General features: G+C 68.7%; 13 protein-coding genes. 7 read left to right on the plus strand and 6 right to left on the minus strand.

What is annotated here, in order from left to right:
* Entirely contained in the window at positions 1-768 is a 768-nt protein-coding gene (gene map, locus BLW44_RS00450) for a type I methionyl aminopeptidase (RefSeq protein WP_060927931.1), read from the minus strand.
* A gap of 56 nt (positions 769-824) precedes the next feature.
* Here map and BLW44_RS00455 point away from each other — a divergent pair, with 56 nt between their 5' ends.
* Together BLW44_RS00455 and BLW44_RS00460 are read left to right on the plus strand one after the other, a co-directional pair.
* Positions 825-1,103 carry a helix-turn-helix domain-containing protein gene (locus tag BLW44_RS00455; protein WP_060927939.1) on the plus strand — a complete coding sequence of 93 codons (279 nt, stop codon included), beginning with the start codon at positions 825-827 and terminating at the stop codon, positions 1,101-1,103.
* Between the two features lies 1 nt (position 1,104).
* Entirely contained in the window at positions 1,105-1,863 is a 759-nt protein-coding gene (locus BLW44_RS00460) for an SDR family NAD(P)-dependent oxidoreductase (RefSeq protein WP_060927930.1), read from the plus strand.
* Positions 1,864-1,955: 92 nt separating this feature from the next.
* On the opposite strand, the gene BLW44_RS00465 is transcribed toward BLW44_RS00460, so the two are convergent.
* The gene (locus BLW44_RS00465; protein WP_060927929.1) at positions 1,956-2,261 is read right to left on the minus strand and encodes an ArsR/SmtB family transcription factor; all 306 of its coding nucleotides are present in this window, start codon (positions 2,259-2,261) and stop codon (positions 1,956-1,958) included.
* Between the two features lie 53 nt (positions 2,262-2,314).
* On the opposite strand from BLW44_RS00465, the gene BLW44_RS00470 reads away from it, so the two are divergent.
* From BLW44_RS00470 to BLW44_RS00480, 3 genes are all read left to right on the plus strand, one after another.
* Positions 2,315-3,595, plus strand: coding sequence for an MFS transporter (locus BLW44_RS00470; RefSeq protein ID WP_245647459.1), 1,281 nt, complete (start codon positions 2,315-2,317; stop codon positions 3,593-3,595).
* A 192-nt stretch (positions 3,596-3,787) separates the two neighbouring features.
* Positions 3,788-4,276, plus strand: coding sequence for a DUF2975 domain-containing protein (locus BLW44_RS00475; protein WP_060927928.1), 489 nt, complete (start codon positions 3,788-3,790; stop codon positions 4,274-4,276).
* On the plus strand, positions 4,276-4,479 hold the full coding sequence (locus BLW44_RS00480; RefSeq protein ID WP_060927927.1) for a helix-turn-helix domain-containing protein: 204 nt from the start codon (positions 4,276-4,278) through the stop codon (positions 4,477-4,479). Before BLW44_RS00475 ends, BLW44_RS00480 begins: the two co-directional genes overlap by 1 nt.
* Positions 4,480-4,923: 444 nt before the next feature.
* Here BLW44_RS00480 and panB read toward each other — a convergent pair whose 3' ends face one another.
* The 4 genes from panB to BLW44_RS00500 all read right to left on the minus strand — a co-directional run bounded on the left by panB (position 4,924) and on the right by BLW44_RS00500 (position 8,917).
* Positions 4,924-5,790, minus strand: coding sequence for a 3-methyl-2-oxobutanoate hydroxymethyltransferase (panB, locus tag BLW44_RS00485; RefSeq protein ID WP_060927926.1), 867 nt, complete (start codon positions 5,788-5,790; stop codon positions 4,924-4,926).
* The gene (gene panC, locus BLW44_RS00490; RefSeq protein ID WP_060927925.1) at positions 5,787-6,641 is read right to left on the minus strand and encodes a pantoate--beta-alanine ligase; all 855 of its coding nucleotides are present in this window, start codon (positions 6,639-6,641) and stop codon (positions 5,787-5,789) included. The genes panB and panC overlap by 4 nt, the downstream gene beginning before the upstream one ends.
* A complete protein-coding gene (locus BLW44_RS00495; protein ID WP_074731492.1) occupies positions 6,638-7,510 on the minus strand; it encodes a Rossmann-like and DUF2520 domain-containing protein in 873 nt (290 codons plus the stop codon). The genes panC and BLW44_RS00495 overlap by 4 nt, the downstream gene beginning before the upstream one ends.
* Before the next feature lie 168 nt (positions 7,511-7,678).
* Positions 7,679-8,917: a hypothetical protein gene (locus BLW44_RS00500; RefSeq protein WP_060927924.1), complete on the minus strand. Its 1,239-nt coding sequence runs from the start codon at positions 8,915-8,917 to the stop codon at positions 7,679-7,681.
* A 169-nt stretch (positions 8,918-9,086) separates the two neighbouring features.
* Between BLW44_RS00500 and BLW44_RS00505 the strand changes: the two genes are divergently transcribed.
* Complete coding sequence (locus tag BLW44_RS00505; protein ID WP_060927923.1) at positions 9,087-10,589, plus strand: SulP family inorganic anion transporter; 1,503 nt, start codon at positions 9,087-9,089, stop codon at positions 10,587-10,589.
* Between the two features lie 99 nt (positions 10,590-10,688).
* Complete coding sequence (locus BLW44_RS00510) at positions 10,689-12,581, plus strand: glycoside hydrolase family 127 protein (protein WP_074731968.1); 1,893 nt, start codon at positions 10,689-10,691, stop codon at positions 12,579-12,581.
* The last annotated feature ends 46 nt before the right edge of the window (positions 12,582-12,627 follow it).

The raw sequence follows: 12,627 nt of genomic DNA on the forward strand, positions 1-12,627 counted from the left end.
TCAGCGCGCGAGCGTCAGGATCTCGGCGCCCGTCTCGGTGATGGCGATCGTGTGCTCGGTGTGCGCGGTGCGGCATCCGGTGGCGCTGCGGAGGGTCCAGCCGTCAACATCCGTCACGAGTACGTCCGTGTCGGCCATCACCCACGGTTCGAGAGCCAGCAGCAGACCGGGCCGCAGGACGTAGCCACGACCGCGGCGTCCGTCGTTCGCGACGTGCGGGTCCTGATGCATGGTCGAGCCGATGCCGTGGCCGCCGAACTCGAGATTGATCGGGTAGCCGGCGCCGCTCAGCACGGTGCCGATCGCGTGCGAGAGGTCGCCGATGCGGGCCCCGGGGCGGGCGGCGTCGATCGCGGCGGCCAGGGCGCGCTCGGTCGCATCGATCATCGCCAGGTCCTCGGGCGAGGCTGTGCCCACGACGAAGCTGATGGCCGCGTCAGCCGAGATCCCACGGAGGGTGACGGCGAGGTCGAGGGTGAGCAGGTCGCCGTCGGCGAGCGGGTAGTCGTGCGGCATTCCGTGCAGCACGGCGTCGTTGACGGCGGTGCAGACGTAGTGGCCGAATGGTCCGCGGCCGAAGGACGGCGCGTAGTCGACGTAGCAGGACTGCGCCCCGGCATCCTCGATCATCGCCTTCGTCCACCGGTCGAGGTCGAGCAGGTTCACGCCCGCGCTCGTGCGGTTCTTCAGCGTCTGCAGGATGCTGCCGACGAGCGCGCCGGCTTCGCGGGCTCGGTCCATCTCGGCGGTGGTGAGGATCTCGATCATGATGCACTCCAATAACTATCCCGGTAATACTATCCCGGGATTAGAATGGGCACATGATGGTTCGGATGCCGCTCACCCCCGCCGAGGTCGAACGCGGCGAGCGCCTCGGCGCCCTGCTGCGCCGTGCGCGCGGAGAGCGGTCGATGCTCAGCGTCGCCCTCGACGCCGGCGTCTCGCCCGAGACGCTGCGCAAGATCGAGTCCGGCCGTGTCGCGACGCCCGCGTTCTCGACGATCGCCGCGATCGCCGGAGTCCTGCACCTGTCACTCGATGCGGTGTGGGCCGAGGTCGAACCCGCCACGCAGATGGTCAGCCGGGCGCAGGTCGCCTCCTGAGATGGCGCATGCGCTGATCACCGGCAGCTCGCGCGGCATCGGCCGTGCGATCGCGCAGGCGTTCACCCGACGAGGCGATCGCGTCGTCGTGCACTACGGCCGGGACCGGCAGGCCGCGGAGCAGACGCTCGCATCGCTCGACGGCTCGGGCCACGCGCTGGTCGGTGGGGACCTGGGCGATCCGGTCGAGGCGCAGCGCGTGGTCGACGAGGCCATCGCCGCCCTGGGCTCCCTCGACATCCTGGTCAACAACGCCGCCGTCGCGCCGAGTGCGGCGAACGAGCATCGCGTCGACTCGGTGTCGTATGCCCAGTGGCAGGAGGCGTGGTCGGCGATGGTCGCGGTCAACCTGCTCGGGGCGTCAAACGTCACGATGCGGGTGGCGCAGCACCTGATCGAGCGAGGATCGGGCGGATCGATCGTGAACGTCGGGTCGCGGGGCGCCTTCCGCGGCGAGGCCGATCACCCCGCCTACGCCGCGACCAAGGCGGGACTCCAGGCGTTCGGCCAGTCGATGGCGCTGACTCTCGCGCCGCACGGCATCTCAGTGACTTCGGTGGCACCCGGCATGGTGGCGACCGAGCGCCAGACCGCGAAACTCAAAGGCGAGACCGGCGACAGCATCCGCGGTCAGAGTCCGTTCGGACGCGTCGGCACACCCGAAGAGGTGGCGGATGCCGTGGCCTACCTCACCTCGCCGACCGCCGCGTGGGCGTCGGGGACCGTGCTCGATCTGAACGGCGCGTCATACTTCCGGTGAGCGCGCGGTCCGGGTCGCTCGCTCTGGGGTCTCGTGACCTGGAGCTCGCGCGCTAGGACCGCAGCGGGCTCTCGCCACCTGAGGCTCGCGCTCTAGGACCGCAGCACCGACTCCAGGAGTCCGGGGAACAGCGCATCCAGGTCGTCGCGCCGCAGCGTGAGCATCCGTCGCCGTCCGTTCGGCTCGTTGCGGATCACCCCCGCCTCGCGCAGCACCTTCATGAAGTGCGACTTCGTGGACTTGGGCAGATTCGGATCGGTGGCGTGGCAGGCGGCCATGTCGAGCGGACCGTCGGCGAGCTGGCGCGCGATGGCCAGGCGCTCGGGGTCGCTGAGCGCGAAGAGCACGTCGGTGAGCTGGATCTCGGAGCGCTCGGGATGCGGAAGGTCGCCAGGCATAGTTCGAGAATAGTTGAACAATCGCGTGAGGGCGAGTACGCTCCGATAGTTCGATGATTCTCGAACCCAACCTCACCTCCACCTCCGACGCCCTCGCGGGAGCACGCATGAGCACCACGTCACCCATCGCCACCTCATCGTCGACGGCGCCCTCCGCCGCACCGATCCGACGTCCACGGTTCGGGTTCGCCCTGGCGATCGTGACGCAGATCGCGATGATGATGGGAGCCAGTGCGCCGTCGCCGTTCTATCCGGTGCTCGCGGCCGAGATCGGATTCGACGCGATCGTCATCAGCGCGGTGTTCGCCGTCTACGCGATCGCCCTCCTGCTCGCCCTGCTCACCGCAGGCTCCCTCTCCGACCACGTCGGACGCCGCCCCGTCGCGATCGGCGGGCTGCTGATCCTCGCCGCGAGCATGGTCCTGTTCTGGCATGCCGATACCGTGGCCACCCTCATGCTCGCGCGCATCCTGCAGGGCGCCGCGAGCGGTGTGCTCATCGCTGCGCTCTCGGCCGCCGCGCTCGACCTCGCCCCCGGCGGACGCTCGAGGACCGCCGCCCTGTGGAACGCCCTCAGCCCCGGCATCGGCCTCGCACTCGGCGCACTCGTCTCGGGCATCGCGCTCGACCTGACCGGCGAACCGCTGCTCGACGTCTTCGCTCCGCTCACCGGCGTCTACCTCGCGCTAGCGGGCCTCTTCTTCCTCGCCCCCGAGACGGCACCGTTGCGTGCCGGAGCGCTGGGGTCGCTGCGATTCCGGTTGTCGGTGCCTGCCGGCATCCGCTCGGACTTCTGGCGCGGGGCGCCCGCCATCATCGCCGGCTGGGCCACCGGCGGACTCTTCCTCTCTCTCGGCTCCACCATCGTGCGCGGTGAGCTCGGCGGGGAGGCGCATGTCTGGCAGGGACTCGCGGTCGCCATGCTCGCCGGAGTCGGCGCGATCACCGCGTTCGTGTTCCGCAACCGCCGTCCGCGCACCTCGGTGATCTTCGGCACCGCGGCGCTCGCGGTCGGCACCGCGCTGTCGCTCTGGGCCCTCGGCGTGGAGTCGCTCCCCTTCTACCTGGCAGCGACCGCCGTGACCGGCATGGGATTCGGCACCGCATTCTCGGGAGTGGTCGCGTCGCTCGCGCCCCGCATCCCGGCGAGCGACCGCGCCGACACGTTCGCCGTCATCTACCTGCTGGCCTACCTCGCCTTCGGTGTGCCGGCGGTCATCGCCGGCCTGCTGGTCGGGGTACTCGGGCTCGAAACCGTGTGCATCGGATACGGCGTCGTGGTCATCGTGCTCGCGGTGGTCGCGCTCGTGCTGCGGGTGCGCCGGGCGGAATAGGAGGGCCGACGGTCTACCCCTCGCGCAACGAAGGAGATCTCGCACACCGAAGGACGGATGCGCCGGATCGGTCCTTCCGACCGAGAGATCTCCTTCGCAGGGCGTGAACCCCGCGTAAGCCCCCGCATACGACCTTGCCTGATCCAACGATAAACGATAGATTCCTACTGTTATTCGACGAGAGGGACTGCCATGGCAAAGTCGACGATCCTTGTGCTCCAGGTGGTGATCGCGCTGGCATTGGCGGGTTCGCTGGTCGTACAGACCGTCATCGTGCCGCTCCTGTGGGTCGACCTCGAGGGCGAGGCCTTGTGGGGTCGCATCGCGCTGGTCATCATCGCGGTGCTGGGCGTGCTGACGCTGCAGGTCTTCGCGGTGTGCGTGTGGATGCTGCTGACCAAGGTGCGCCGCGGGTCGCTGTTCTCGCCGACCTCGTTCCGGTATGTCGATGTGATCATCGGAGCGATCGGGGCTGCGGCGGCACTGGCGCTGATTCTCGCTGTACTGCTGGCTCCGGGATCCACGGCGCCCGGCGTGGTCGCACTGATCTGCGGCGCCGCTCTGGTGCTCGCCGGGATCGCCCTGCTGGTCGTCGTCATGAAGGCGCTGCTGCGCCAGGCGATCGACCGCGACGCAGAGGCGCGCGCCCTGCGATCCGAGCTCGACACTGAGGTGATCTGATGCCCGTGGTCGTCGACATCGACGTCATGATGGCGCGGCGCAAGCTCGGAGTCGGCGAGCTCGCCGAGCGGATCGGGATCACACCGACCAACCTCGCGGTGCTCAAGAACGGCCGCGCGAAGGCCGTGCGGTTCTCGACCCTGGATGCGCTGTGCGAGGTGTTGGACTGCCAGCCGGGCGACATCCTCCGTTGGGAGCCCTGAACCGCGACAGCCGTGCTCGCATCGGTCATTGTGCGCTTCAGAAGTCCTGCGCTTCGGGGGTCAGCGTACAGCCCAGCCCGCCCATGTGCGCTTGAGAAGTCCAGGGGCATTCGAATTCCAGGTGCCCTCGGAGTTCCATGTGCGCCTCCGAATTCCATGTGCGCCTCCGAAGTCCATGTGCGCTCCAGAAGTCCATGTGCGCTTCAGAAGTCCATGTGCGCTCCAGAAGTCCATGTGCGCTTCAGAAGTCCATGTGCGCTTGAGAAGTCCGGATGCGAGGAACCCGGCCTTGTCAGGCGCACATTGACGTGCGAGGCGTTCAGGCAGGAGTCGGATGTCGGGGCACCGAGACCGGCGGACCTGCCGCGCCGCGCGTACCTCCTGCAGGCGCACATGCGAGGCGCACAGGCAGGGGCGAATGCCGCGGCACCGAGCCCGGCGGACCTACCGCGCCGCGAGCAACTCCTGCAGCCGCGCAGCCTCACCGTCTGCCATCCCGTACCCGTGCTCGGGCGCGGGGTACTCCCCGCCGCGCACCTCACCGGCATACGCCGCGACGCCGGCGATCGACACGCCTCGCACATCGGCATAGCGCTTCACGAACTTCGCCACCCCGCCAGCGTAGATGCCCAGCAGATCGTGGAAGACGAGCACCTGGCCGTCGGCATCCGCTCCGGCTCCGATCCCGATCAGGGGGATCCGCAGCAGTGGCGCGAGCGCGGCAGTGACCTCCGATGGCACGGCCTCGATGACGAGCAGCGAGACTCCGGCATCCTGCAGTGCGAGGGCGTCGTCGATCACGGTGAGCGCGGCCTCGGCGGTGCGGCCCTGCGCGCGGTATCCGCCGAGCGAGGTCGCAGTCTGCGGCGTCAGCCCGACATGACCGACCACGGGGATGCCGGCATTCACGAGCGCTCGAGCGCGGTCCACGGTGGTGCCGCCGCGTTCGATCTTGACGAGGTCGACGCCGGCCTCCTTGATGAAGCGCTGCGCGGTGGCGAGGGCCCGCTCGTCCGACGCCTCGTACGACCCGAAGGGCAGATCGCCGACGAGCAGCGGCCGGGTGAGTCCCCGTCGCACGGCCTTCGTGAGCATGAGCATCTCGTCGGTCGTGACGGGCACGGTGCTGTCGTAGCCGAGCACGGTCATCGCCGCGGAGTCGCCGACGAGCACGATGTCGACGCCGGCCTCTTCGACGATCTGCGCGCTCGGATAGTCGTAGGCGGTGACCATGACGATGGGTTCGCCGGCATCCTTCTTCGCGCTCAGATCGCGGAGGGTCAGGCGCGTCATCGGGGCGTGGGCGCTCATGGGGCGGTCCCTCTCAGCAGGTGGTTGTCGATCAGTCGGGCGGCGCCCACTCGGGCAGCGACGAGGAGCAGCACGTCTCGTTCGACGCGGGTGACGGGCTGCAGGGTCTCGGCATCCCGGAGCTCCAGGTACTCGGCATCGATTCCCGCCTTCGCGAGCACCGACTCCGCAGCGGAGAGGATGCGGTCCGCATCGCGCTCCCCCGATCGGTGCGCTCGGTCGGCCGCGTCGAGTGCACGGCTGAGGGCGGTGGCCTGCGCGCGCGCTTCCGCGTCGAGGTAGAGGTTGCGCGAGCTCATCGCGAGTCCGTCCGGTTCGCGGACGATGGGGCACGCCTCGATGTGCACGTCGAGGTCGAGGTCGCGTACGACCTGGCGGGCGACGAGGACCTGCTGCGCATCCTTCTGCCCGAAGTAGGCGACGTCGGGCTGGACGATGCCGAACAGCTTGGTGACGACCGTGGCGACCCCGTCGAAGTGATGGGGTCCGCGACTCGCGCCGTCGAGTGTCTCGGTGATGCCCGCGACGTGGATGGTGGTGGCGAAGCCGTCAGGGTAGATCTCGGCGGGTTCGGGCGCGAAGAGGATGTCGACGCCCTCGGCGTCGGCGAGCGCCGCGTCGCGAGCCTCATCACGCGGATAGGTGCTGAGGTCTTCGTTCGCGGCGAACTGGGTCGGATTGACGAACAGCGAGACGACGACGAGGTCGTTCGCCTGGCGTGCCGCGCGCATGAGCGAGAGATGACCCTCGTGGAAGGCACCCATCGTGGGGACGAGGCCGACGGACTCGCCCGTGGCCTTGGCCTCGCGGACCGCGGCTCGCACCTCGGCGATCGTGCGGAGGATTCTCACGTCTGCGGCTCCTCAGGTGTCGCGTGGTCGGATGTCGCGTGATCGGTGGGCTCAGCCGTGGACGAGTGATCCGTGGAGGCGTCGGCGCTGCTCGCGTGATCGCCGGACACGCGATCGGTGGGCGCATGGTCGAGCGTCGTGCTGCTCGCGCCACACGCGCGCCGGGCGATTGCGCGGGTGGCGATAGCGAGCGCGTCGAAGAGTTCGACCTGGTCCGCGGATGCTGCGCGCTGCCGCGCCACGGTCTCCTCGTCGCCGCGAGCGATTGGGCCGGTGAGAGCGGATGCCGCTCCGGAGGCCACCCAGTTGTCGACCGTCCGCCGCACGAGCGGCGCGAGGTGGGCACGGTCGACTCCGGCATCCCGTCCCAGCTGCTCCGCCGCGTCGAGCACGGTGAGTACGAAGTTCGAGGCGAAGGATGCGGCGGCGTGATAGCCCGCCCGATGGTCATCGTCGATGGCGAACGACGTCGCGCCGAGCGCGTGGGCGAGCCGCTCGGCGACCGCGAGCGCCTCGGGCGTCCGTCCGTCGACGGCGATCCCGATGTCGTGGAAGACGTCCGGAGTCTCACGTCCGGTGAAGGTCTGCAGCGGATGCATGCTGAAGTCGACGTGGGTGAGCGGTGTTGCACCCGAGACATGTCCCACGAGTCGCACATGCGGCCGGACCGCGAACGCCACCGGAGCGATGGCGGCATCCGGAACACAGAGGAGGGCGATGTCGGCATCCGGAGCTCGGTCGTCGCGGCGCAGAGGTCCGAGGACGACGAACCCCGCCGCGCGCAGGGCCCGCGCGAGTACGCCGCCGAGACGGCCGGCGCCGACGATGGCGATGGTCGTTTCGGGTGCGAGCGAAGGGGTGCTGTGCATGTCGATTCCCCGGCCGAGACGGTCGGCGCGGATGGGATGAGTATCCGCCCGACACGGTGTGCGCGCAAAATCTGGGAGCAAAGTGCGAACCAAAACAGCACGAACAACGTGCACAAATTTGAGCTCAATCCCTGACGGATTGCCATTTCGATCCGACACCGCAACCGCTCAGATCAGCGCTAGCCGAGCGACTTCACGCATCGCGGGTGTGACGACGCCGAACTGCTTCGGCCCCGACAGCGCCGCGAACCCTTCCCCGAGGCGCGCGATCTCCTCGCTCTTGTCGCCCACGTCGTCGCTCATGCCGGAAGAGAGGATCCTGTCGAATTGGTCGCTGCCGTAGATCGAATTCGTCGCATCGAGAAGAACGGCTCCCGCGGCCACGTGGCTCGGGAGCTCGTCGAGATGAAGCGCGGTTCCGTCGGCGATCGCGAGGAGAGCGAGGGCCCCCTCGGCATCCCGTCGCGGAAGCGGCATGCCGTAGCGCTCGCGAGTCGATGCGCCGATCGTCCCCGCCAGCGCCGCCAGCGTGCCTCGCGAGGGTTGGACGAGGCTCTTGGCATACGCCGTCGCCACGACGCGTCCCTTGAATCGCCGGATCAGTTTCGCGCGACGAGCGAACGAGATCACGGTCTCAGCACTGCTGCGGGTCTCGTCCGAACCGCCGTTCCACCCCACCGCTCGCGTCAGTCGTTCCACGTCCGCTTCGGAGAACCACCCGGTCACCGGATCCTGAGCGGCGCCGGTTCCTCCGAGATGTCGCAGCAGTGCGGCGAGGGGAGCGACAGCGGTCGCAACCATCGCGCGATCATGCACACTGTCACGCAGTAGACCGACAGCATCGATGTGCGCGAGCAGAGCCAACCGCCGGGCCGAGGTGAGTCCGCTGAGAAGAGTGGCGATCCGCGAGGAACGACGGATTCGGGGATCGACGTCTCTCGTGTCGCTGTCGTCGAAGTAGGGCTTGACCACACCGTGTCGACGCATCAATTCCCGGTTCACGTCGTCCTCTCGGAACGGCGCCGCCTGAGTCAACCAGTCCCGCCTGGCCGTGGGCGACGGCGCCGATGCGCTGGCTGCGACCACCGGGGCGCCCAGCGGGGGAGAATCCACGGGGCGCACGATGACGTCGGGCCGGTGATCGAGCGCGGGCATCGCCATGCGCCACCTGTCGATGGTGTCGGCGTGCGGGCGCGGTCGCGGGCGCTCCTCGTAGTCCTCCTCGTCATCGCCGAACTCGACGTCTTCGACGGGCTCCCGTCCGATGCTCAGAAGGTAGGCGTCGATGATCCATTCCATCGGAGCCGTCTGGGGCAAGGTGATCGCCCGATCGAGCTCCGGATGATCGGCAGTCGTGAATTCGACGCGCATGAATGAGGTGACACGGACGGGGATCTGGATGCTCATGCGAGCGAGGCTATTGAGCCCGCCCGACACCGGAACGTCGTCATCCCACGATCTGTGAGCAACCCCAATCTGGTGTCACCTGTGGAGGAGAGAAGCGCCGAGCGAGACGTCTCGGAAGCCGTACCCTTAACTGTCTCGCCCATCCCCGGGCACTTCTCTGGAGCATCCCATGTCTGCACTCACGGTCGACGATCGTGCCCGTTACCGGGCGAATCCCACCGTTCTGCAGGCGCTGAAGAGTCCGAGGATGCTGACGCGCGAGGTCCTCGCGGGTCTCGTCGTGGGGCTCGCGCTGATCCCCGAGGCGATCGCGTTCTCGGTCATCGCGGGCGTCGACCCGAAGGTCGGGCTGTTCTCGTCGTTCATCATGGCCGTGTCGATCGCGTTCCTCGGTGGACGTCCGGCGATGGTGACCGCCGCGACCGGAGCCGTGGCGCTCGTGATCGCGCCGGTCGCGCCGACGTATGGGATGGACTACTTCATCGCGACGGTGATCCTGGCCGGCATCTTCCAGGTGATCCTCGGGGTGCTCGGCGTCGCGAAGCTCATGCGCTTCATCCCCCGCAGCGTCATGGTCGGGTTCGTGAACGCGCTGGCGATCTTCGTCTTCAGCTCGCAGTTCCCGCAGCTGATCGACAAGCCGTGGATGGTGTACCCGCTGGTCGCGCTGGGAATCGTCGTGATGATCGTGATGCCGAGGATCACCAGGGTCGTGCCGGCACCGCTAGTGTCGGTGATCATCGTGACCGCTGTCGTCCTGACCTTCGCGATCGCAGTCCCGACGGTCGGCGATCAGGGCGAGCTTCCGAAGAGCCTGCCGGAGCTCTTCATCCCCAATGTCCCGCTGACCTGGGAGACGTTCACGATCATCGCGCCGTTCGCGCTCGGGGTCTCGCTGGTCGGGCTCATGGAGTCGCTGCTCACCGCGAAGCTCGTCGACGAGATCACCGACACCCACTCGAACAAGACGCGGGAGTCGTGGGCGCAGGGCGTCGCCAACATGCTCTCGGGGATCTTCGGCGGCATGGGCGGATGCGCGGTCATCGGTCAGACCATGATCGGCGTCAAAGCATCCGGCGCCCGCACCCGCATCTCGACGTTCTGCGCCGGGATCTTCCTCTTCCTGCTCGTCGTCGTCTTCGGCGACTTCGTCAGCACCATCCCCATGGCGGCGCTCGTCGCGGTGATGATCATGGTCGCAATCGGAGCGTTCGACTGGCACAGCGTCAAGCCGTCGACCCTCAAGCGGATGCCGAAGAGCGAGACGTTCGTGATGGTCGCGACCGTCCTGCTGGTCTTGGTCACTCACAACCTCGCGGTCGGCGTCGTGGGTGGGGTGCTCGTGGCGTCGGTGCTGTTCGTCCGCAGGGTCGCGCACTTCGTGTCGGTGTCGCGGACCGTCTCCGAGGACGGGGATTCCGTCACGTATGTCGTGAACGGCGAGCTGTTCTTCGCGTCGAGCAACGACCTGACGACGCTGTTCTCTTACTCGTCCGACCCGGAGCGCGTGGTGATCGATCTGACGGGATCGCACATCTGGGATGCGTCGACCGTCGCCGCGCTGGATGCGATCGAGACCAAGTACGCGGCGCTCGGCAAGAGCGTCGAGATCATCGGGATGAACGACAGCAGTCAGCGGATGCGTGGGCGGCTGACCGGCGGGTTCGAGTAGGGCGATTCGTCCTGCAGGCCTGGCCTGCTCGGTGCGGTACAAGTACAATTGCACTCGCGACGAGAGGTGCCGCACTGCGCCTCGGAGAAGAGTCACGACATGCCCGAGACACCCGCGACCGCCCCCGCCCCGGTCGGCCCCACGGCGCACGGACGGCGCCGCCCCCTGCGCTCCGCTCCTCTGATCGAACGCGGGCTCGTGCACGAGTGGCACATACGCAACCGGCAGGTCACGCTGCCGCACGGCATCGCAATGCTCGAGGAATACGGCACCCTCGACAACGTGCGACGGCTCACCGGCGAGTCGGACGCGGAGTTCCGAGGGATGCTCTTCGCCGACTCCGACATCTACAAGACCCTCGAGGCCGCGGCCTGGGAGCTCGGACGCGACGAGGATGCCGATCTGAGGTCGTTCTTCGACCGCACCGTCGCCCTCATCGAACGGGCACAGCAGGACGACGGCTACCTCGACTCCGCCTACCTCGCGCGTGACGACCGCCGGCCATGGAGCGACTTCGCCCAGGGCCATGAGCTCTACTGCCTCGGCCACCTGATCCAGGCCGCCGTCGGTGCGCACCGCGCGATCGGCGATGACCGCCTGCTGCGGGTCGCCGAGCGGTTCGTCGAACACGCCATCGCTCGGCTCGGCGCCGACGACGCGGTCGAGTACTGCGGGCATCCGCTCATCGAGGCCGCGCTCGTCGAGCTGCACCGCACGACCGGAGCCGACGCGCCTCTCGCGCTCGCCGACGCGTTCGTGCGCCGACGCGGCGCGGGATTCCTCGGCGGAGTGATCTTCGGCGCGGAGTACTACCAGGACGAGCAGCCCGCCCTGGAGGCCACGAAGATGCGCGGCCATGCGGTGCGCGCCCTCTACCTGAACCAGGGCATCACCGACCTGTACCTCGAGACCGGCGACCCCACGATGCTCGATGCGATGCGCACCCAGTGGGACGACCTGATCTCGCGCCGCATGTACCTCACCGGGGGCACCGGCGCCCGCCACGAGGACGAGGCGTTCGGCGAGGCGTTCGAGCTGCCGCCCGACCGCGCGTACGCCGAGACCTGCGCGGGAGTCGCCCTCTTCGGCTGGGCCTGGCGCATGTACCTCGCGACCGGCGACGCCGCATGCATGGATGTCGCCGAGACCGCCCTCTACAACGTCGTCGCCGCAGGCATCTCGACCCGCGGAGACTCGTTCACCTACGTCAATCCGCTGCAGGTGCGCGACGAACGACCCTACGGCGGAGCGGAACCCGCCGGGCGACGACGCTGGTTCAGCTGCGCGTGCTGCCCGCCGAACCTCATGCGCACGTTCGCAGCCCTCGAGCACCACGTCGCGGCGGAGCGCCCGGACGGCCTCGACCTCGTTCTCTACGCTTCGGCAACCGTGCAGGCGCACGGCGCATCGGTCACGATCGACACCGCATACCCGGCTGAGGGCAGCATCCGCATCGTCGTGAGTGGAGACGCCGCCGCGGGGCGTCGACGACTGGCCCTTCGCGTGCCGGAATGGGTGTCAGGCCGCACGGTCACGCTGCTCCGCGACGGCGAGACCGTGGATGCGGTCGTCGACGACGGGTGGATCCTGATCGACGACGCGCTCGTCGACGGCGCCGAGATCGAGCTGCGGCTGCCGGTGGAAGTCGACGTCATCCACCCGCATCCGCTCATCGACGCCGTGCGGGGAACCGTCGCCGTCCGACGCGGACCGGTCGTCTACTGCGCGGTCGGTGACGCCGATGATCTGATGGTCGACGCGGACGCTCTGGCCGCCAGGCCTGTCGCGCGGACGGGAGGCGCTGCGGGTGGCCTTCTCGGACCGCGGATCACCGTCGCGGCGCACCGGGTGCGAACCGGCGGTGCGCAGGCGCTGTATGCACGCGGGGTCGACCGCGCAACATCCGACGAGATCGTGGTCGAGCTGCGGCCGTTCGCGGAGTTCGACGGCGGCACGGCAATGCGGGTGTGGATGCCGACGTCGGGGCGCTGAGCAGCCCGGCCGGGGGCGTGGCCGGGCCCGAGCGCGGGCGGGGTCA

Origin of the sequence: Microbacterium hydrocarbonoxydans (assembly GCF_900105205.1) — a bacterium.
GTDB lineage: Bacteria > Actinomycetota > Actinomycetes > Actinomycetales > Microbacteriaceae > Microbacterium > Microbacterium hydrocarbonoxydans.